A 20,463-nucleotide genomic window follows, 5' to 3' on the forward strand; every position below is an offset into this window, starting at 1 on the left:
CCCCGCGATGGGGCCGCCAAGAGGACCAAGACGATGACCGCCGAAACCGCCCCGTTCCGCCACGACCTGAACGTTCCCGAGATCTACAAGGCCTTCATCGCCGCCGAGAGCGCCGTGGTGGCGTCGGGCGTCGACAAGCATCTGCTGCACCTGATCAAGCTGCGCGTCTCGCAGATCAATGGCTGCGCCTTCTGCGTGAAGATGCATTCCAAGGAAGCCCGCGACGACGGCGAGACCAACGAGCGGCTGGACCGCTTGGTGGTCTGGAGCCACGTGTCGGACTTCACCGCCAAGGAGAAGGCCGCCCTGGCCTGGACCGAGGCCCTGACCCAGCTGCCCACCCACGCCGATCTCGGCCCGCTGCGCGCGGCGTTGCGCGAGCACTTCACCGACGTCGAGGCCAGCGCCCTGACCACGGTGATCGCGATGATCAACCTGTGGAACCGGCTGGGCGTGTCGGTGCATTGAGTGGGTTCCGGAGAACCCCCTCAGTCGCTTCGCGACAGCTCCCCCAGAGGGGGAGCATCTTGCACGATCAGATCCTCCCCCTCTGGGGGAGGTGGCGGCGAAGCCGACGGAGGGGGTCTCCACGCACGGTAAACGCCCCGGCAAACACTGTGACGCCGCCACGAAGTTTTCGTGAAATAGCAGCGCTTCGGCCGGCCGATTAGCCAGTCGTTAGGCGAGAAATGGTCCCTCCAGCCCCGAGTAAAGGGGCTTGCCATGTTCACCCTGCGAGACACCGTGTCCTCCCTGGTTCCGGCCCGCGCCGACACCCTGGGCAAGACGCTGTATGAGCGGTTCCGCGAGGAGCCGGACACCCTGATCGTGCCGGTGCTGGACGGCGACGACCGCCCCATCGGCCTGGTCGAGCGCAACGCCTTTTTCCTGCGCATGGCCGCCGAGTACGGCCGGGCCCTCTACGCCCTGCGGCCGATCTCGGTGCTGATGGACAATGACCCCCTGGTGGTCGAGGCCGACGTCGAGCTGGCGGCCTTCACCAGCGACAGCCTGTCGTACCGGGCCAGCGACCTGCTGCGCGGCTTCATCGTCACCGACGGCGGGCGCTATATCGGGGTCGGCACGGTGCTGGGCCTGCTGCAGGCCGCCAACGAGACCAACCGCCGCGGCGTCGAGGCCCTGGCCGCGGCCAAGGCCGACGAGGAGCGGGCCCGCACCTTCATGACCGCGGTGGTCGAGGCCATCCCGTCGATGGTGTTCGTCAAGCGGGCCGACGACCATGCCTACGTGCTGCTCAATCGCGCCGGCGAGAAGATCCTGGGCCACGCCCGCGCCGACATGATCGGCCGCACCGACGCCGACTTCTACCCGGCCGACCAGGCGGCGATCTACCGGGAGCGCGACGCCGAGGTGATCTCGTCGGGCGAGGTGCGGGTGATCGAGGAGGACCACGTGCCGCGCAAGGACGGCTCGGTGGCCCTGCTGCGCACCAAGAAGATCGCCATCCTTGGACCGGACGGCGCGGCCGAATATCTGCTGGGCGTCTCCGAGGACATCGCCGAGCGCAAGCGGGCCGAGGCCCAGATCGCCCGCCTGGCCCACTATGACCCGCTGACGGACCTTCCCAACCGCCTGCTGTTCCAGAAGGACCTGGCGGCGGCCCTCAGCCGGGCAGCGCGGCGCGAGGACCTGGTGGCGGTGCATTGCATTGACCTCGACCGCTTCAAGACCGTCAACGACACCCTGGGCCATCCGGTCGGGGACGCCCTGCTGAAGATCGCCGCCGAACGTCTGCGGACCTGCGTGCGCGAGGGCGACACGGTCGCGCGACTGGGGGGGCGACGAGTTCGCGGTGGTCCAGTGCGGCCTGACCGACCTTTCCGGCGCCACCCGTCTGGCCGGACGTATCGTCGAGGCCCTGGCCGAAACCTTCGAGCTGCAGGGCCAGCAGGTGATGATCGGCGGCAGCGTCGGGGTGGCGGTGTCACCCAACGACGGGGCCGACTGCGATGAACTGCTGAAGAAGGCCGACATGGCCCTCTACCGCGCCAAGGCCGACGGCAAGGGCGCGTTCCACTTCTTCGAGCAGGCCATGGACGAGGCCCTGCAGGCCCGGCGGGCCCTGGAGCTGGACCTGCGCCTGGCTCTGGCCGAGGGTCAGTTCGAGCTGCACTACCAGCCCCTCTACAGTTTGGGCGCCGACAAGGTGATGGGCTGCGAGGCCCTGCTGCGCTGGCGCCATCCCGCGCGCGGCATGGTCTCGCCGGCCGACTTCATCCCGCTGGCCGAGGAGATCGGCCTGATCAACGCCCTGGGCGAGTGGGTGCTGCGCGAGGCCTGCCGCGAGGCGGCCGGCTGGCCTTCGCACGTGCGGCTGGCGGTCAACCTGTCGCCGGCCCAGTTCCGCGACAGGCACCTGGTGACCACCGTGGTCTCGGCCCTGGCGGCCTCGAGCCTGGCCGCCCAGCGGCTGGAGCTGGAGATCACCGAGTCGGTGCTGCTGCAGGACACCGCCGGCAACATGTCGATCCTGCACGACCTGAAGGCTCTGGGCGTGCGGATCTCGATGGACGACTTCGGCACCGGCTATTCCAGCCTGAGCTATCTGCGCAGCTTCCCGTTCGACAAGATCAAGATCGACCAGACCTTCGTGCGCGACATCCTCGACGACGCCGACGCCCTGGCGATCATCAAGGCCGTGCTCGACCTGGGCGCCAGCCTGGGCATCACCACCACCGCCGAGGGCGTGGAGTCGGCCGAACAGCTGGACGAGCTGCGCCGCCAGGGCTGCGGCGAGATCCAGGGCTACTTCATCAGCCGCCCCAAGCCGGCCGCCGAGATCGCGGCGATGCTGGGGGTCGTCGTCAGGAGCGGCGACAAGGCGCCCGTGTTCACCTTCTCCCATGGGGGGAAGGAGGGGCCCGCCGCGCAGCGGTGGGAGGATGAGGGGGTTCTGAATCAGCCGGCGAGCCGGCAGGGCGCTCAGTGAAATCGTCGAGGGCGTAACTCCTCGTTCAGCCGACGGTGAGACGCCTTGGCGCGCTGGCGCGCCACACACGCGCACCTGCGGCGGACAAAGGGGTTCCGGGCCCAAGGCCCGGAATGACGGTGAATAAGAAGATGACCTTGTGAACCCGTTTTTGTGGCGACGATTTAGGCGCCGGGTGGTCTCGCCCCGCCGTCGCAAAGCTCTTGACTATCAGTGCTCGCGTTGACACCCGCTGGACCGGTGCTTAAGTCTCCGCGCGCGTACAAGACGTGGAAATTCCGCGCGCTTCGACGCCTCGAATTTACCGTAGTGAAGGCCTTCAAGCCCTAGCGCCGGCCTCACAGACACCCGCTCCGGAACCCTCTCTTCATGCTCGGCTTCGCCAAAAAGCTCTTCGGCTCTTCCAACGAACGCAAGGTCAAGGCGATGTCCGCCCAGGTGGCGAAGATCAACGCCCTGGAGCCGGAATACGCCGCCCTGTCCGACGACGCGCTGCGCGCCAAGACCGACGAGTTCAAGGCCCGCCTGGTCAAGGGCGAGACGCTGGACAGCCTGCTGGTCGAGGCCTTCGCCACCGTGCGCGAGGCCAGCAAGCGCGTGCTGGGCATGCGCCACTTCGACGTCCAGATGGTCGGCGGCATGGTCCTGCACGGCGGCGGCATCTCGGAAATGCGCACCGGCGAGGGCAAGACCCTGGTCGCCACCCTGCCCACCTATCTCAATGCTCTGGAAGGCAAGGGCGTCCACGTCATCACCGTGAACGACTACCTGGCCAAGCGCGACGCCGAGTGGATGGGCCAGATCCACAACTTCCTGGGCCTGTCGTACGGCGTGATCGTCAACGGCCTGAGCCAGGGCGAGCGCCAGCGCGCCTATCGCAGCGACATCACCTACGGCACCAACAACGAGTTCGGCTTCGACTACCTGCGCGACAACCTCGTCTACAGCGTCGAGGAAATGGTCCAGCGCGGCCACCACTACGTGATCGTCGACGAAGTCGACTCGATCCTGATCGACGAGGCCCGCACGCCGCTGATCATCTCGGGCCCGACCGAGGACCGCAGCGAGTTCTACAAGACCATCGACGTCCTGGTGAAGGAGCTCATCAAGGACAAGACCAACTACGACCACGACGAGAAGCAGAAGCAGGTCATCCTCACCGAGGACGGCCAGGAGCGGATGGAAGAGATCCTGATGGCGGGCGGCCACCTGGCCGAGGACACCGCGGGGCTCTACGACGCCGCCAACATCTCGGTCGTGCACCACGTCAACCAGGCCCTGCGCGCCAACGTGCTGTACACGCTCGACAAGGACTACATCGTCAAGGACGGCGAGGTGATCCTGATCGACGAGTTCACCGGCCGCATGATGACCGGCCGCCGGCTGTCCGAGGGCCTGCACCAGGCCATCGAAGCCAAGGAAGGCGCCACGATCCAGCCCGAGAACCAGACCCTGGCCTCGGTGACCATCCAGAACTACTTCCGCCTCTACAAGAAGCTGTCGGGCATGACCGGCACGGCGGCGACCGAGGCCCAGGAGTTCGACGACATCTACAAGATGGGCGTCAGCGAGATTCCGACCAACCGTCCGGTCCAGCGCATCGACGACGACGACGAGGTCTATCGCACCGAAGCCGAGAAGAACCAGTCGATCCTCAAGCAGATCGCCGACTGCCACGCCCGCGGCCAGCCGATCCTGGTCGGCACGGTGTCGATCGAGAAGTCGGAAGAGCTGTCCAAGCTGCTGTCGACCTATGCCTGGGAATGGGAAGGCAAGAAGCACAAGGGCATTCCGCACCAGGTGCTGAACGCCCGCTTCCACGAGCAGGAAGCCGGCATCGTCGCCGACGCGGGCGTGCCCGGCGCGGTGACCATCGCCACCAACATGGCCGGCCGCGGCACCGACATCCAGCTGGGCGGCAACCTCGACATGCGCCTGGCCAGCTGGAAGCAGCAGCAGAAGGGCCTGGGGATCACCCCGACCCACGAGGACGAGCTGGCCCAGAAGGCCGCGCTGGAAGCCGAGATCAGCGAAGCCAAGGCCAAGGCCCTGGCCGCCGGCGGCCTGTTCGTGCTGGGCACCGAGCGCCACGAAAGCCGCCGCATCGACAACCAGCTGCGTGGCCGCACCGGCCGCCAGGGCGACCCGGGCCGCAGCAAGTTCTTCCTGTCGTGCGAGGACGACCTGCTGCGCATCTTCGCCGGCGAGCGCCTGGACGCGATCATGCGCACCTTCGGCGTCCAGGAAGGCGAGGCCATCACCCACAAGTGGCTGAACAACGCCATCGCCACCGCCCAGAAGCGCGTCGAACAGCGCAACTACGAGATCCGCAAGAACCTCCTGAAGTACGACGACGTCGTCAACGACCAGCGCAAGGCCGTGTTCGAGCAGCGCCAGGAGTTCATGGAGGCGACCGACCTCTCGGAAATCATCGTCGAGATGCGCCACGACGTGATCGACGACCTGGTCGCCCGCTACATGCCGCCCAAGGCCTATGCCGAGCAGTGGGACATCGAGGGCCTGGACGAGCGCGTCCAGGCGGTGCTGGGCCTGACCCTGCCGCTGAAGGACTGGGCCGCCGAAGAGGGCTTCGGCGACGAGGAGATGCGCGAGCGCCTGACCAAGGCCGCCGACGCCTACGCCGCCGAGCGCGAGGTGATCATCACCCCCGAGCAGATGCGCTCGGTGGAGAAGAACTTCCTGCTGCAGATGATCGACCTGCAGTGGCGCGAGCACCTGATGCACCTGGACCATCTGCGCAACGTCATCGGCCTGCGCGGCTACGGCCAGCGCGACCCGCTGAACGAATACAAGACCGAGGCCTTCTCGCTGTTCGAGAAGCTGCTGGGCGACCTGCGGACCAACACTACCCGCTGGCTGATGACGGTCGAGATCGCCTATGCCGAGCCCGAGCCGCTGCACACGCCCGAAGGCCTGATCCCGGTGCACCTGGACCCGCTGAGCGGCGAGAACGTCGCCACGGCCGGAGCCTTGCCGGAAGGCCTGTCGCCGGAACAGCGCCAGGCCCTGCCGGTGTCGGTCCTGCCGGAAGGCTGGGAATACACCGCCCGCAACGGCGCCTGCCCCTGCGGCTCGGGCAAGAAGTTCAAGCACTGCCACGGGGCGCTGGTTTAAGGGCTGAGCGCTTGGTGATTACAGAAACGCCCGCCCCGGGAGACCAGGGCGGGCGTGTCCCCGGCCCGTCTTAGTCGATCGGGTTCCAGCGTTCCGACGGGGCGGCCGCGCGCTTGGGGCCGCGGAAGTCGCCGCCGCCCGAGCGGGCCTGGCCCTGGGCTTGCTGACCCTGGCCGGCGCCGTTGCGGCCGCGACCCTGCTGGCCGCCCGGCTTGCCGTGACCTTGGCCCTGGCCATTGCCGCCGCCCTTGTTCGGGCGGTTGCGCTGGCGGCGCAGTTCGGACGGGACGTTGTTGCGCGGGTCGGCGCGGCGCGGATCGACGTACTTTTCCGGCGGGGCCAGCTTGTCGGCCACGGCCGCGGCGGCCGCCAGGCCCTTGTCGTTGCGGCGGTCGAAGGACGGGATCGTCTGGCGGGTGGCCTTCTGGATGTCCCTCAGCAGCGGACGCTCGTCATCGGCGCAGAAGCTGATGGCCACGCCGTCCTTGCCCTTGCGGGCGGTGCGGCCGATCCGGTGGACATAGGCCTCCGGCACGTTGGGCAGCTCGTAGTTGAACACGTGGCTGACGTCGTTGACGTCGATGCCGCGCGCGGCGATGTCGGTGGCGATCAGCGCCTTGACCTGGCCGGCCTTGAACGCCGCCAGGGCGCGCTCGCGCTGGCCCTGGGTCTTGTCGCCGTGGATCGAGGCGCTCTCGATGCCGCTGGCGGTCAGGTACTTGGCCACCCGGTCGGCGCCGCGCTTGGTGCGGGTGAAGACGATGGCGCGCTCGACGCCGCGGTCGGCCAGGAGTTCGGCCAGCAGGGGACGCTTGCGCTGGGCCTCGATGAAGATCAGCGACTGGTCGATGCGCTCGACCGTGGTGGCCTGCGGGGTGATCGACACCTGGGCCGGGTTCTTCAGCAGCTCGCCAGCCAGCTTGCCGATCTCGCTGGGCATGGTGGCCGAGAAGAACAGGTTCTGGCGGTCCTTGGGCAGCTGGCTGGCGATCTTGCGGATCGGCACCACGAAGCCCAGGTCCAGCATCTGGTCGGCCTCGTCGAGCACGAAGATCTCGACGCCGTTCAGGTGGGCGCTCTTTTCGCCCAGGTGGTCCATCAGGCGGCCCGGGGTGGCCACGACCACGTCGACGCCGGCCGCCAGGGCCTTCATCTGCGGGCCGTACTTCACGCCGCCGAAGATGGTGGCGACGGTCAGGCCCAGATGGGCGCCATAGGCCTTGAAGTTGTCTGCGATTTGCGTCGCGAGCTCGCGGGTCGGGGAGAGGACCAGGCAGCGGAAGCCGCGGCGCGGGGCCGGCCTACGGTCCTCGGCCAGGCGGTGCAGGATCGGCAGGGCGAAGGCGGCGGTCTTGCCGGTGCCGGTCTGGGCGATGCCCAGCAGGTCGCGGCCCGACAGCACGGTCGGGATGGCTTGCGCCTGGATCGGGGTGGGCTGGGTGTAGCCCTTGTCGGCCAGCGCCTTCAGCAGGGGCTTGGCGAGGCCGAGGTCGGAAAATTGAGTCAAGTCGTACGCTTTCGTGCAGCCGCGAGGCGGCGCATGCGGTCCTCGCACGGCTCGCCTGGCGGCGGGTCGGTGGGGAGCGCCCCGCGTGACACGGGCGGTCTGATGAGAAGCTTTCAGGGCGCTCGACAGGCTGGACCGGAAAGGTCCCTCACGCGGCTGGAGCGGCCGATAACGCCGGATGGCGTGAGGCCTATGTCGTTTATTGCAGGTGCGAAGTCAAGGGTGGAGCTGGCGAGAGCCCTTTTGACGCAAGCGGTTTCGAAAGATTCGCGCCGAAGAGCGGATTTCCGATCGTCCAGTCAGGGCGCCTCGAAAAACCGCTCCACCTGCGCGCCCCAGCCGTAGGTGGCGCTGCCCAGCTGGTCGCGATCGTAGGCCGGGACGTCCTTGAAGCGGCCCTTGGTCAGGTCGGCGACATAGGCCTCGTCCTTGTCGTCCCAGGTCAGCAGCCGCCAGGGCAGGGGGCGGAATTTGCCGCCGGCCGCGAACAGGCCGGCCGGCTCGACGGCGACGTAGCGGACGATGCCGGCGTCGCGGTCGACGAACAGTTCGCGGATCACGCCCAGCTTGTGGCCGCCGGCGTCCTTGACCTTGAGTCCGATCAGGGCGGCGCTCTTCTCCAGGCGATCATCGAGGCTCATCGGGGTCTCCCTTGGTCTGTCCGCAAGCAAACGCGGCCACGGCGCGGATCGATCCCGGGTTAGACCTTGGTCGGTCTTGCCAGGCGCTCGCCTTGCGGCGGCGGAAAGGCCGATCTATGCCCGTTACCGCTACCGTCGCGGTGAGGCCGCCGCAAAAGCGGGCGGAGCCGGGGAGAGACGCATGAACGGCAAGATCCGGGCCTTGCGCTGGTGGATGATCGGCCTGGTGATGCTGGGCGCGGTGCTCAACTACCTGACCCGCAGCACCCTGGGCGTCGCGGCCCCGACCGTGCTGGCCGACCTGCAGATCGGGCCCAAGGAATATTCCTGGATCACCGGCGCCTTCCAGCTGGGGGTCATGCTGCAGCCGCTGTGCGGCTATGTGTTGGACTCCGTCGGGCTGAAGCTGGGGTTCGCCCTGTTCGCCACCGCCTGGTCGCTGATCACCATGGCCCACGGCCTGGCCGGGAACTGGCAGGCGCTGCTGGGCCTGCGCGGGGCCCTGGGCGTGGCCGAGGGCTGCGCCCAGCCGGCCGGCATGAAGGCGGTGGCGACCTGGTTTCCGGCCCGCGAGCGCGGCCTGGCCGGCGGGGCCTTCAACATCGGCGCCTCGATGGGCTCGGTGCTGGCCCCGCCGCTGGTGGCCTGGTCGATCCTGGTCTGGAACTGGCGGGCGGCCTTCGTGGTGGCCGGGGCGCTGGGCCTGGCCTGGGTGGCGCTGTGGCTCTTCGCCTATCAGTCGCCCGACAGGCACAAGGCGCTGTCCGACGCCGAGCGCGACCTGATCGCCGCGGGCCAGGAGGCCCACCTGGAGGACGCCGGGACCCGGCCCTCGATACTCAGCCTGCTGGCCCGGCGCAACTTCTGGGGCATCGCCCTGCCCAGGTTCCTGGCCGACCCCACCTGGGGCACGCTGTCGTTCTGGATCCCGCTGTACCTGACCACGGTCCGGCATTTCGACCTGAAGCAGATCGCCCTGTTCGCCTGGCTGCCGTTCGTGGCCGCCGACATCGGCTGCCTGTTCGGGCCGGCGGTGGTGCTGTTCCTGCAGCGGCGCGGGGTCAGCCTGGTCAACGCCCGGCGCGGGGCCTTCACCCTGGGGGCGGCGCTGATGACCGGCATGATGTTCGTCGGCCGGGTCGAGAGCCCCTATGTCGCCATCGCCCTGCTGTGCCTGGGCGGCTTCGCCCACCAGACCCTGTCGGTGACGGTGATCACCCTGTCGTCGGACCTGTTCCGCAAGAACGAGGTGGCGACGGTGGCCGGCATGGCCGGGTTCTTCGCCAATCTGGGAGTGCTGGCCTTCTCGCTGCTGATCGGCGGCCTGGTGGCCAGCGTCGGCTATGATCCGTTCTTCGTCGCCCTGGGCGTGTTGGACCTGGCCGGCGCCGTCCTGCTCTGGACCCTGGTCCGCGATCCCGCCATCACCTCGCCTGGGCCGCCGACCGCCAGGCCCGTCACCGTTCCGACGCCGTAAAGCCATGCCGCAAGACACGATCCCGAACCCGATCCTGCGGGGCTTCAATCCCGATCCGTCGATCGTCCGCGTCGGCGACGACTACTACATCGCCACCTCGACCTTCGAGTGGTTCCCCGGCGTGCAGATCCACCAGTCGCGCGACCTGGTGAACTGGCGGCTGCTGACCCGGCCCCTGACCCGGCCCAGCCAGCTGAACATGCTGGGCGCGCCGGACGGCTGCGGGGTCTGGGCCCCGTGCCTGACCCATGCCAACGACCGGTTCTGGCTGATCTATACCGACGTCAAGCGCTATGGCCGCACCACGGTGGGCGGAGCGTCCGGGGCGTCCCTGCGCGACTTCCACAACTACCTGGTCACCGCCGACGCCATCGAGGGACCGTGGTCGGACCCGGTGCATCTCAATAGCAGCGGCTTCGACCCCTCGCTGTTCCATGACGACGACGGCCGCAAGTGGCTGCTGAACCAGCTGTGGGACCATCGGCCGGGCCGCAACCGCTTCGCCGGCATCGTGGCCCAGCAGTACGACCCCGCCGCCCAGGCGCTGGTCGGCGAGCGCCGGAACATCTTCCCCGGCACGGCCCTGGGCCTGACCGAGGCGCCGCACCTCTACAAGCGGGACGGCTGGTACCATCTGATCACCGCCGAGGGCGGTACGGGGTTCGGTCACGCGGTGACCATGGCCCGCTCGCGGACGCTGGAAGGCCCCTACGAACCGCACCCCGACGGTCCGGTGCTGACCGCCCGCGACCGGCCCCACGCGGCGCTGCAACGGGCCGGCCACGCCGACCTGGTCGAGACGCCCGACGGCCGGACCTGGATGGCCTATCTGTGCGGTCGGCCCTTGCCCAACCGCGGGCGTTGCGTGCTGGGCCGCGAGACCGCGATCCAGCCGATGGCGTGGGGCGAGGACGGCTGGCTGCGCACCCGCGACGGCTCCGGGGATCCGGAGCTGGCCCCGCCTTCGCCGGGCCTGCAGCCCGCGCCCTGGCCCGCCGGGCTCGAATGGGAGGACTTCGACGGCCTCGACCTGCCGATCGACTTCCAATGGCTGCGTTCGCCGTTCCCCGACGAGCTGTTCAGCCTGGTGGCCCGCCCTGGCTGGCTGCGCCTGTTCGGCCGCGAGAGCATCGGCAGCACGTTCCGCCAGGCCCTGGTGGCACGCCGCCAGCAGGCGTTCTGCTACAGCGCCCGCACCGTGATGGACTTCGCGCCGGCGCACTTCCAGCAGGCGGCGGGGCTGGTCTGCTACTACGGGGCCAGCAAGTTCCACTACCTGTTCGTCTCGCGCGACGACGAGCATGGACGGCATCTGCGGGTGATGTCGGCCTTGCCCGACAGCCCCCAGGCCGACGCCTTCACCGCCCCGATCCCGCTGCCCGACGACGGCCTGGTCCACCTGCGGGTCGAGGTCGATTACGAGCGCCTGCGCTTCGCCTTCAGCCTGGACGGCGAGGCCTGGACCTGGCTGCCCGAGATGTTCGACGCCTCGATCTTGTCGGACGAGGCCACCGCCCCCGGCGCGCCGGCCTTCACCGGCGCCTTCGTCGGCATGGCCTGCCAGGACACCTCAGGGACGGGGTTGCCGGCGGACTTCGACGGGTTCGGCTATGTCGAGCGGGCGTACGCGGCGAAGGTGGGGTGACCACGATTGGGGACAGGCACATGTGCCTGTCCCCAGCCGATGCAGCGGCTTTAAAGATTGCCAATCGGCGCTGCGCGTCCGACTAACCTCAGCATGACCGAAGCCTCCGCCCCCAAGCCCACCGTCCTCGTCGCCGCCGCCGCCCTGATCGATGTGGATGGCCGGATGCTGATCTGCCAGCGGCCGAAGGGCAAGCAGTTGGCCGGGCTGTGGGAGTTTCCCGGCGGCAAGGTCGAGCCCGGCGAGACGCCCGAGCAGTGCCTGATCCGCGAGCTGCACGAGGAACTGGACATCAAGGTCGCCCAGGCCTGCCTGGCGCCGTTCGTCTTCGCCTCGCACACCTACGAGACCTTTCACCTGCTGATGCCGCTCTACCTGCTGCGCCGCTGGGAAGGCCAGGTGACCGCCAAGGAGCACGAGGCGCTGAAATGGGTGAAGCCCGACCAGCTGGCCGACTATCCGATGCCGCCGGCCGACCTGCCGCTGATCGCCTGGCTGCGCGATCTGCTGTGAACCGACCCTAACCGCCGGCCTTGTCGCCCGCCGACTGCTCCACCGATCCTAGCGCGTCGGCCAGGCGCATCTTGGCCGAGCCGGGGCGCAGGGGCTTCTGCTGGCGCTCGTGCGGCGCCCAGCCGGTGACGGTGATGATCTCGAACGTGGCGGGCACGCGGCCGTCGGGCTCGGCGAAGCGCTGTTGGTAGATCTCCATCGCCCGCAGCAGCACCGCCCGGCCCAGCGGCTTGCGTGAGCGGTCCAGCAGCACGCTGGTCTCGCCCATGGCCCGCAGGTCCCTGAGCAGGGCGATCGGGTGGGGGTAGCGCACCTTGACCCGGTCCTTGTCGGCGACGGGCAGGGCGAAGCCGGCGCGCTGCAGCAGGCCCGCGGCGTCGACCGTGTCGGCGAACGGCGAGACGCGCGGGAAGGCGCCGCCGGTGATCTCGTCCTCGGCGGCCAGCAGGGCCTGGCGCAGCTCGGTCAGGGTGGCCCCGCCGAACAGGGCGCCGACGAACAGGCCGTCGGGCTTCAGGGCGCGGCGGATCTGGATCAGGGCCCCGACCAGGTCGTTGGTCCAGTGCAGGGCCAGGGTCGAGACCAGCAGGTCGATCGTCGCGTCGCCGAACGGCAGGCGCTCCTCGTCGGCGACGAGCCGCGTCCCTTCCCGGCCCGCCAGCATCCGCGCCGACAGGTCGGTCTCGATCAGCAGGCCGATCTTGGCGCGGGCGTCGCTGTCCCTCAGGGCCTGTGAGAAAGCGCCGTTTCGGCTTCCGAGATCGACGGCCACCGGAAACTCCCGCAGGATCGCTTCCAGGCGCAGCACGGCGTCCTCGGCGGCGCGGGCCTTCAGGAAGCCGGCGGCGTCGAAGCCGGGGGCGGCGCGGTCGAGGCGGACGCGCAGCAGGGCGCGGTCGAAGAGCAGGGGGGCGTCGGTCATGTCCGTACAAGATGGGCCTTCCGGCGCGCCATGGAAACCTTTTGCGAAGCCGCCGGCCCGCGTCACGATCTTCGCCCATGGGCTGCTGGACCTGATCCTGCCGCCGCGCGCCTTCGACGGCGGCGCGGCCCTGACTTCGGGCCTGTCGGCCGCGGCCTGGAGCCGGATCACCTTCCTGGACGGGCCGGTCTGCGACGGCTGCGGCGCGCCGTTCGCCTATGACGCCGGCGAGATCCGCTGCGCCCTGTGTCAGGCCAAGCCCCGCGCCTTCGCCCGGGCGCGGGCCGCCTGTCTCTATGACGAATACTCGCGGGACCTGATCCTCAAGCTCAAGCACGCCGATCGCACCGACCTGTCGGGCCTGTTCGCCCGCTGGCTGTCGCGCTGCGCCGCCGATCTGCTGGAGGAGGCCGACGCGGTGGTCCCCGTGCCGATGCACCGCTCGCGCCTGCTGAGACGCCGCTACAACCAGGCCGCCGAGATCGCCCGGCCGCTGTGCGCCACGGCCGCGCGGCCCTACCTGCCCGACACCCTGGTCCGCAAGCGCGACACCGACAGCCAGGGCGGCAAGTCGGCCGACGGCCGGCGCCGCAACGTCGCCGCCGCCTTCGCCGTGCCCGAACCGCGCCGCCATCGGGTGATCGGCCGCAAGGTGCTGCTGATCGACGACGTCCTGACCACCGGAGCCACCGCCGAGGGCTGCGCCCGGGCCCTGCTGGCGGCCGGCGCAACCGAGGTGATGCTCGCCGTCGTCGCACGCGTTACAGAAATGCAAGCGCGTCCTATATGAGGACGAGCACGATCTCTGTTACGGATTCCCCATGGCCAAGGTCACCATCTACACCCGCCCGTTCTGCGGCTACTGCGCCCGGGCCTTGAAGCTGCTCAACGACAAGGGCGCCGACTTCACCGAGATCGAGGCGGGCATGGACCCTGCGCTGCGCAAGGAGATGATGGACCGCTCGGGCCGCGCCACCTTCCCGCAGATCTTCGTCGGCGACCAGCATATCGGCGGCTGCGACGACATGATGGCGCTGGAGCGCGAGGGCAAGCTGGACCCGCTGCTGGCCGCATGAGCTCGTCCGCGCCTCTCCGGGTCGGCCTGGTCCAGACCCGCACGCCCGCCACCCACGCGGCGGCGCTGGCGCATGTCGCGCCGCTGGTGCGCCAGGCGGCGGCGCAGGGCGCCCGGTTCGTCCTGACGCCCGAGGGCGTCAACGTGCTGCAGAAAGACCGCGCCAAGCTTCTGCCGACCCTGGTCTCGCTGGACGACGATCCGGTGGTGCAGGGCCTGCGCGACCTGGCGCGCGAGCTGGACGTCTGGATCGACGTCGGCTCGGCCCTGGTGAAGCGTGAGGACGGAAAAGCCGCCAATCGCCAGGCGGTGATCGACCCGACGGGCGCGATCGTGGCCACCTACGACAAGCTGCACATGTTCGACGTCGACCTGCCGCCAAGAGACGGCAAGAAGGGCGAGACAGCGCGGGAATCGGCAACCTACGAGCCTGGCGACCGCGCAGCCGTGGTCGAGACCCCGCTGGCGACCTTCGGCCTGACCATCTGCTACGACATGCGCTTCCCGGCCCTGCATCGGGCCCTGGCGCTGGGCGGGGCCCAGGTCCTGACCGTCCCCGCCGCCTTCACCCGGCCCACGGGCGAGGCGCACTGGGACATCCTGCTGCGGGCCCGGGCCATCGAGACCGGCTCGTTCGTGATCGCCGCGGCCCAGGGCGGCTTCCACGAGGACGGCCGCGGCACGTGGGGCCGCTCGATCGCCATCGGCCCGTGGGGCGAGGTGATCGGAAAACTTGACCACGACGAGCCGGGGGTGTTGATCGCCGATCTCGACCTCGCGGCCGTCGACAAGGTCCGCGCGGCGATCCCGGCCCTCAAGAACGCCCGTGAATTCACGGGTCCCTGACCCCATATACTGAAGATGATCAAGTACGCGCTCAGCTGCGATCACGACCATGCCTTCGAGGGCTGGTTCGGCTCGTCGTCCGACTATGACGACCAGGCCGCGCGCGGGCTGCTGGAATGCCCGCTGTGCGGCTCCAAGGCGGTTCGCAAGCAGATCATGGCCCCCGCCGTGGCCGGCACCAAGGCCCAGAAGGCCGCGCCCGAGCCCACCGCCGCCATGCGCGAGATGATGATGACCGCCATGGGCGAGGTCCGCCGCAAGGTCGAGGAGAACTTCGACTATGTCGGCGACCGCTTCGCCAAGGAGGCCCGCGACATCCACGAGGGCAAGTCCGAGGAACGCGGCATCTACGGCGAGGCCTCGCCCAAGGAGGTCAAGGCGCTGATCGAGGATGGCGTCAAGGTCGCGCCGCTGCCGCCGGCCGCGCCGAAGAAGACCGAGGTGAACTAGCCTCTCCTCCGGGATAGGGTGCGCGAAAAAGGGGACGGTTTCCCGTCCCCTTCATCCGACCTGCCTGGAGCGGCCGCTTAGTAGCGGCGGTACTCGTAGTGGCAGTTCTTCTTCTTGGAGTTCTTCTTGGCGATCTGGTTGCCGGCGACCGCGCCCAGCGCGCCGCCGAGCAGGGCGCCTTCGGTCTTGTTGCCATGGCCGGCGACGACGGCGCCCAGCGTGCCGCCGCCGAGGGCGCCGACCACGGTGCCCTTGTTGCGAGCGCTCTTGGTGCTCTTGCACACCCAGACCTTGTGCGTGCGGGTCTGAGCGTCGGCCGCGGTGACCGCGACGGTGGAGGCCGTGAAGCCGAGAGCGACGACGACGGCGAGAGTCTTGATCTGAGCGCGCATGGCGGGCTCCCTTTTTCTGTTTCAGTCCCTTGAGCGCATTCAACGCCCAAGCTTCAATTGAGTTCGATCATTGTCGGAAATACGACCTGAACGGGGGATGAAGCGGCGCCGACCACGCCGTTCATCCTCGTCCAGACGCTAGCCCTGGATGCGATAGCGCCCTTCGCTGTCGGGACAGACGCGGACGTAGCGAGTCTCGACACGGCCGTTGTAGTCGGTGTCGGCCGGGGCCAGGCGGCATCGGCGGCTGTAGTTGCTGTAGGCCGTGCTGGAGCTGGCGCGATAGCGGCTGCTTTCGCGATAGGGGACCGTCTCGTCATAGGTCCAGTACTGGCCGTCGGCGTCGCAGCGGTTCTTGGTTGAGGCGTTGCCGATGCTGGCCCCGACGCCGGCACCGACCAGGGCCCCCAGCACAGTGCCTTCCGGCTTGGCGTTGCGGGCCGCCAGGTTGGAGCCGGCCACCGCGCCGACCAGGGCCCCGATCACCCCGCCGGCCGTGGCGTTCTTCTTGGCGTCGATCCGGCACGGCGCGTTGTACGAGACGTCGTCGCCGTAGCGGCCGGCATAGGGCGCGCCATAGCGGTTGGCGTAGTCGGGATAGCGGCGGTCATAGGCGCCCGAGCCGTAGCGGCGGTCGTAGTCGGCGCGGGCCCGCTCATAGTCGGCCCGGTCGCGGTCGTACTGGGCGCGCTGGCTCAGATAGTCGCTGCTGTCGGCGCCATAGACCTGGCCGCTCGTGCCGAAGCGACGGGCCTGGTCGGGATAGCGGCGGTCGTAGGCGCCATAGCCGTAGCGGCGGTCGTAGTCGCGCCGGGTGTCCTCATAGATCTGGCGATCGTGGTCGAAGGCCGTCTGCTCGGCGTAATAGTCCGAGCTGTCGGAATAGCGGGCGTCGTCGAAGCGCGTGGCGTACTGCGGATAGCGCCGGTCGTAGGCGCCCGCGCCGTAGCGGCGGTCATAGTCGGCCTTGTCCCTCAGGTACTTGGCCCGGTCGCGGTCGTAGTCGCGCTGCTGCTGCTGGTAGTCGGCGCTCTGGGCGTCATAGACGGCGCGCTGGTCGCCGTAGCTTTCGAGGCGCTGTTGGTAGGCCGCGTCGGCCGACTGGGCGAGCGCCGGCGCGGCCGTGCTCAGGGCGAGGGCCGAGGCCATCAGCCACACGGTGGTTCTCGAGGTCATGATAGCTCTCCGTTCCGACGAACGGATCAACGTCCGGCCCCCAGACGGGCCGTCAATCCGGGTAGGCGTCCCTTGCCGAATAGAAGGCGTGGCGGCGGTGCAGGTTCCGTCAGGCGGCGGAGGCGGCGACGGCGCTTCTGATGTCGGTGCGCGTAAAGTCGTCGCCCTTGTAGAGCAGGACGCCGCCGCCGTGGGTCTTGGCCAGGGCGTAGGCGAAGCAGTCGCCCAGGTTCAGGATTCCTCGTCCGAACCGAAGTCGGGCCTCGATGGCGATCTGGGTTTGCTCGGCGTCGATGGGGGCGATCTCGACGCCCAGTTCGGTCATCAGGCGTTCAGCGTCGGAACGCCCCGCGTCGTCGCGAAGATGGGCGGTCCGGACACAGGTCTCCCAAGCGTTAACCGGAGAGATGACGCCGCCGCCCGCCGTGAGAAGGGCGTCCAGGAAGCGGTCCCATTCGGGCTCGCGCAGCAGGATGGTCACGAGCGCCGACGCGTCGACCACCATCACTTCGGGAAGCCCTCTTCGTCATAGAGGTCGGCGTCGGTGAGCAGCTCGCCCGCATGGGGACGAGCCCAGATCTCTTTCAGGAGGTTCATGACCTTTGTCTGGCGTGCTCCAAGCGCGCCAGCCTTCAGCGCCCGTTCCCGCTCCAGCGTTTCCCGCACCGCCGCCTCGACCGTCTCGGTCAGGCCCGCGCCGCGCAGCCGCGCCAGTTCGCGGATGTTCTCCACGACCTCGGCGTTGCGGATCTGGATGGGGCCGGGCTTCGTCATGATGGTTCGGAGACTATCATGATGGGCGGCCGCGGTCACCGCTGGACGTCAGTCCCGCGTCACCGTCATCATGTAGTTGATGTCGACATCGGCCGAACGGCTCCAGCGGCCGGTCAGGGGGTTGTAGGCCACGCCGAACGGGCCCTGCACGGCCACCGGCTCGGCGGCCAGGAAGGCGCGCAGCTCGTCGGGCTTGAGGAACTGCTTCCAGTCGTGGGTGCCGGGCGGCACCCAGCGCAGCACGTATTCGGCGCCGATCTTGGCCAGGGCCAGGGCCTTGAGCGTGCGGTTCAGGGTGGCGACGATCATCAGGCCGCCGGGCGCGAGCAAGCGCGAGCAAGTCCGAAGAAATTGCCCCGGATCGGCCACGTGCTCGATGACCTCCATGGTCAGCACCACGTCGAACGGTCCCGCGCCCTCGGCCAGAAGCTGTTCGGCGGTGGCCGGGCGATAGCCGATCTCCAGTCCCTGCTCGGCGGCGTGGGCGGCGGCGGTCTTGATGTTGTTCTCCGAGGCGTCGATCGCGGTGACCGTGAAGCCCAGCCGCGCCATCGGCTCGCTGAGCAGCCCGCCGCCGCAGCCGACGTCCAGCAGCCTCAGCCCCTCGAACGGCGCGCGGGCGTTGCCGTCGCGCTCGAAGCGCGCCAGGGCCTGCTCGCGGATGAAGCCCAGGCGGCAGGGATTGAACACATGCAGCGGCGCGAACTTGCCGCGCGGGTCCCACCACTCGGCCGCGATCGCCGAGAACCGCGCCACGTCGGCGGGGTCGATGCTCCAGGAGGGCGGGGGCGGCGCTTCGGCGGGCTGGCTCATGGGTCTCATGTAGCAACGTCCCGGCGAGCCGCGAAGGGCGCGGCGCCACACTCGGCGAAAAAGACGCGTCGCGACATTGCCGTTGCGCCGCCGCGCCGCTAGAAGACCGCGGCTTGCGCGACGGCGACGGTTCGTCCGCCCTCGGCGCAAGAATTGACCTTAGGTTTTTCAGGGGTAGGGCGTGTCACGTCTGGTGATGAAGTTCGGCGGCACCTCGGTGGCCGACCTGGAGCGCATCCGCCGGGTGGCGCGCCTGGTCGCGGCCGAAGTCGCCACGGGCAAGCAGGTGGCGGTGGTGGTCTCGGCCATGTCGGGCAAGACCAACGAGCTGGTGGCCTGGACCGACGGCTCGGGCCGCGCGGCGCAAGGCCTGCCGGAGTCGGACGACGAGTACGACGCCGTCGTCGCCTCGGGTGAACAGGTCACCGCCGGCCTGCTGGCCATGACCTTGCGCAACATGGGCCTGAACGCCCGCTCGTTCCTGGGCTGGCAGGTGCCGATCCTGACCGACGACGCCCACGGCCGGGCCCGCATCGAGGAGATCCCGCCGGCCAATCTGGAGGCCTGTTTCGCGGCCGGCCAGATCGCGGTGATCGCCGGCTTCCAGGGCGTGACCCCCGACCAGCGCATCACCACCCTGGGCCGGGGCGGCTCGGACACCAGCGCCGTGGCCATCGCCGCGGCCCTGAAGGGCGACTGCGACATCTATACCGACGTCGACGGCGTCTATACGACCGACCCTCGGATCGAGAGCAAGGCCAAGCGCCTGGCCAAGATCTCCTACGAGGAAATGCTGGAAATGGCCTCGCTGGGGGCCAAGGTGCTGCAGACCCGCTCGGTCGAGATGGCCATGGCCCATCGCGTCCCGGTGCGGGTGCTGTCGAGTTTCGTCGAGCCGGGCGAAGCCCCGGGCCAAGGTACGATCGTCTGCGACGAGGAAGAAATCATGGAAAAGCGCATCGTCTCGGGCGTCGCCTATAGCCGCGACGAGGCCAAGATCACTCTGCTGGGTCTGCCCGACCATCCGGGCGTGTCCTCGCAGATCTTCGGCCGCCTGGCCGAGGCCAACGTCAATGTCGACATGATCGTGCAGTCGCGCGCCCGCAGCGCCGACACCGCCAACATGGAGTTCACGGTCGGCAAGCGCGACGCGGTCCGCGCCGTCGAGATCGTCCGCAAGGCCCAGGCCGAGATCGGCTTCGAGGACGTGGCGGTCAACGAGGACGTCGCCAAGGTCTCGGTGATCGGCGTGGGCATGCGCAGCCACGCCGGCGTCGCCCAGTCGATGTTCCAGGCCCTGGCCGAGAAGAACATCAACATCCAGGTCATCTCGACCTCGGAGATCAAGATCAGCGTGCTGATCGACGCGGCCTACACCGAGCTGGCGGTGCGGGCGCTGCACGCGGCGTATGGTCTGGACCAGCTGTAGGCTGAACAGCACTGCGTCCTTCGAGGCCCGGCTTCGCCGCGCACCTCAGGATGAGGGATTCAAAGTTACGGAGCTCCTCATCCTGAGGCGCCGCGCAGCGGCCTCGAAGGACGCAGGGCGCCGCCGTTAGCGAAACGTCGCGTTCTGACGTTATGAGGGGTGCATTCGCCACTCCAGGAGCCCCCATGTCGGTCTTCCATTTCGATCCCGACAAGAAGTCCGTCACCTTCGAGGGCGAGGCCGGGCTGGAGCTGCTGTACGACCTGCTGCTGCGCGCCAAGTTCGGCGACGGCTACGAGAAGCCGCTGCTGATCAGCCCGTGGCTGGCCGCGCTGCTGCGCAAGCTGGACAAGGCCCTGCCCGACGACGGCCAGTGGTTCCCCGAGCAGCCCGGCCGGCCGATCTTCGACGAGGACGACCTCCTGGCCATGGGCGACGCGGTGATCGAGGAGGGCCACACCGTCGGCTGGTGGACCATGACCGAGCCCGAGAAGCGCGCCTATCTGCGCGAGGTCATCGCCGCCCCCCATCCCCTGACCGACGCCGAGGTCGAGTTCATCGAGCGCGATATCGAAGGCGCGGTGGAGCAGGCCAAGCAGCTGGTCGAGGCGATCAGCGCGCCGCTGGCCCTGCCGGGACACGGCTAGGGGTTCCACCCGGGGGAGCGTCGGCGCGCCTTCTATTCATATGCAAAAATCAATTTACCATTGAAATTCCC

General features: G+C 69.0%; 19 protein-coding genes and 1 pseudogene. 12 read left to right on the plus strand and 8 right to left on the minus strand.

Annotated elements, in window-relative coordinates; genetic code table 11:
* Nucleotides 1-33 precede the first annotated feature (33 nt).
* The 3 genes and pseudogenes from EV278_RS16885 to secA all read left to right on the plus strand — a co-directional run bounded on the left by EV278_RS16885 (nucleotide 34) and on the right by secA (nucleotide 6,085).
* Nucleotides 34-468: a carboxymuconolactone decarboxylase family protein gene (locus EV278_RS16885; protein WP_132094012.1), complete on the plus strand. Its 435-nt coding sequence runs from the start codon at nucleotides 34-36 to the stop codon at nucleotides 466-468.
* Between the two features lie 255 nt (nucleotides 469-723).
* Nucleotides 724-2,950: pseudogene (locus EV278_RS16890) on the plus strand (EAL domain-containing protein).
* A 369-nt stretch (nucleotides 2,951-3,319) separates the two neighbouring features.
* The gene (secA, locus tag EV278_RS16895; protein ID WP_132094014.1) at nucleotides 3,320-6,085 is read left to right on the plus strand and encodes a preprotein translocase subunit SecA; all 2,766 of its coding nucleotides are present in this window, start codon (nucleotides 3,320-3,322) and stop codon (nucleotides 6,083-6,085) included.
* Nucleotides 6,086-6,155: 70 nt separating this feature from the next.
* Here the strand turns inward: secA and EV278_RS16900 are convergent, their stop codons facing one another.
* Both EV278_RS16900 and EV278_RS16905 read right to left on the minus strand, forming a co-directional pair.
* Nucleotides 6,156-7,592: a DEAD/DEAH box helicase gene (locus EV278_RS16900; protein WP_132094017.1), complete on the minus strand. Its 1,437-nt coding sequence runs from the start codon at nucleotides 7,590-7,592 to the stop codon at nucleotides 6,156-6,158.
* 299 nt (nucleotides 7,593-7,891) lie between these two features.
* Nucleotides 7,892-8,233: a PRC-barrel domain-containing protein gene (locus EV278_RS16905; protein ID WP_132094020.1), complete on the minus strand. Its 342-nt coding sequence runs from the start codon at nucleotides 8,231-8,233 to the stop codon at nucleotides 7,892-7,894.
* A 181-nt stretch (nucleotides 8,234-8,414) separates the two neighbouring features.
* Between EV278_RS16905 and EV278_RS16910 the strand changes: the two genes are divergently transcribed.
* From EV278_RS16910 to mutT, 3 genes are all read left to right on the plus strand, one after another.
* Nucleotides 8,415-9,710 carry an MFS transporter gene (locus EV278_RS16910; protein WP_132094023.1) on the plus strand — a complete coding sequence of 432 codons (1,296 nt, stop codon included), beginning with the start codon at nucleotides 8,415-8,417 and terminating at the stop codon, nucleotides 9,708-9,710.
* A gap of 4 nt (nucleotides 9,711-9,714) precedes the next feature.
* Entirely contained in the window at nucleotides 9,715-11,355 is a 1,641-nt protein-coding gene (locus EV278_RS16915; protein ID WP_132094026.1) for a glycoside hydrolase family 43 protein, read from the plus strand.
* Nucleotides 11,356-11,448: 93 nt separating this feature from the next.
* On the plus strand, nucleotides 11,449-11,868 hold the full coding sequence (gene mutT / locus EV278_RS16920) for an 8-oxo-dGTP diphosphatase MutT (protein WP_132094030.1): 420 nt from the start codon (nucleotides 11,449-11,451) through the stop codon (nucleotides 11,866-11,868).
* A 7-nt stretch (nucleotides 11,869-11,875) separates the two neighbouring features.
* Here mutT and EV278_RS16925 read toward each other — a convergent pair whose 3' ends face one another.
* On the minus strand, nucleotides 11,876-12,790 hold the full coding sequence (locus EV278_RS16925; protein WP_132094033.1) for a methyltransferase domain-containing protein: 915 nt from the start codon (nucleotides 12,788-12,790) through the stop codon (nucleotides 11,876-11,878).
* Between EV278_RS16925 and EV278_RS16930 the strand changes: the two genes are divergently transcribed.
* From EV278_RS16930 to EV278_RS16945, 4 genes are read left to right on the plus strand one after another with little or no spacing between them, the layout of a single operon-like run.
* Nucleotides 12,789-13,580 carry a ComF family protein gene (locus EV278_RS16930; protein ID WP_243692233.1) on the plus strand — a complete coding sequence of 264 codons (792 nt, stop codon included), beginning with the start codon at nucleotides 12,789-12,791 and terminating at the stop codon, nucleotides 13,578-13,580. The two genes, EV278_RS16925 and EV278_RS16930, sit on opposite strands and share 2 nt — an antisense overlap.
* A 31-nt stretch (nucleotides 13,581-13,611) precedes the next feature.
* On the plus strand, nucleotides 13,612-13,866 hold the full coding sequence (gene grxC / locus EV278_RS16935; protein WP_056753479.1) for a glutaredoxin 3: 255 nt from the start codon (nucleotides 13,612-13,614) through the stop codon (nucleotides 13,864-13,866).
* A complete protein-coding gene (locus EV278_RS16940; RefSeq protein WP_132094036.1) occupies nucleotides 13,863-14,711 on the plus strand; it encodes a carbon-nitrogen hydrolase family protein in 849 nt (282 codons plus the stop codon). The genes grxC and EV278_RS16940 overlap by 4 nt, the downstream gene beginning before the upstream one ends.
* 15 nt (nucleotides 14,712-14,726) lie before the next feature.
* Nucleotides 14,727-15,161, plus strand: coding sequence for a DUF1178 family protein (locus EV278_RS16945; protein WP_132094039.1), 435 nt, complete (start codon nucleotides 14,727-14,729; stop codon nucleotides 15,159-15,161).
* A 77-nt stretch (nucleotides 15,162-15,238) separates the two neighbouring features.
* Here the strand turns inward: EV278_RS16945 and EV278_RS16950 are convergent, their stop codons facing one another.
* From EV278_RS16950 to ubiG, 5 genes are all read right to left on the minus strand, one after another.
* A complete protein-coding gene (locus EV278_RS16950; protein ID WP_132094042.1) occupies nucleotides 15,239-15,553 on the minus strand; it encodes a glycine zipper 2TM domain-containing protein in 315 nt (104 codons plus the stop codon).
* 138 nt (nucleotides 15,554-15,691) lie between these two features.
* A complete protein-coding gene (locus EV278_RS16955; RefSeq protein WP_132094045.1) occupies nucleotides 15,692-16,729 on the minus strand; it encodes a glycine zipper 2TM domain-containing protein in 1,038 nt (345 codons plus the stop codon).
* 109 nt (nucleotides 16,730-16,838) lie between these two features.
* Nucleotides 16,839-17,234 carry a type II toxin-antitoxin system VapC family toxin gene (locus EV278_RS16960; protein ID WP_132094048.1) on the minus strand — a complete coding sequence of 132 codons (396 nt, stop codon included), beginning with the start codon at nucleotides 17,232-17,234 and terminating at the stop codon, nucleotides 16,839-16,841.
* A complete protein-coding gene (locus tag EV278_RS16965; protein WP_243692234.1) occupies nucleotides 17,234-17,503 on the minus strand; it encodes a type II toxin-antitoxin system VapB family antitoxin in 270 nt (89 codons plus the stop codon). The genes EV278_RS16960 and EV278_RS16965 overlap by 1 nt, the downstream gene beginning before the upstream one ends.
* Before the next feature lie 48 nt (nucleotides 17,504-17,551).
* Nucleotides 17,552-18,316, minus strand: coding sequence for a bifunctional 2-polyprenyl-6-hydroxyphenol methylase/3-demethylubiquinol 3-O-methyltransferase UbiG (ubiG, locus tag EV278_RS16970; protein ID WP_132094054.1), 765 nt, complete (start codon nucleotides 18,314-18,316; stop codon nucleotides 17,552-17,554).
* A gap of 181 nt (nucleotides 18,317-18,497) precedes the next feature.
* On the opposite strand from ubiG, the gene EV278_RS16975 reads away from it, so the two are divergent.
* Nucleotides 18,498-19,745, plus strand: coding sequence for an aspartate kinase (locus EV278_RS16975; RefSeq protein WP_132094057.1), 1,248 nt, complete (start codon nucleotides 18,498-18,500; stop codon nucleotides 19,743-19,745).
* A 185-nt stretch (nucleotides 19,746-19,930) separates the two neighbouring features.
* Nucleotides 19,931-20,392 carry a hypothetical protein gene (locus tag EV278_RS16980; protein ID WP_132094060.1) on the plus strand — a complete coding sequence of 154 codons (462 nt, stop codon included), beginning with the start codon at nucleotides 19,931-19,933 and terminating at the stop codon, nucleotides 20,390-20,392.
* Nucleotides 20,393-20,463 lie beyond the last annotated feature (71 nt).

Source organism: Caulobacter sp. BK020, from assembly GCF_004342605.1.
Lineage (GTDB): Bacteria > Pseudomonadota > Alphaproteobacteria > Caulobacterales > Caulobacteraceae > Caulobacter.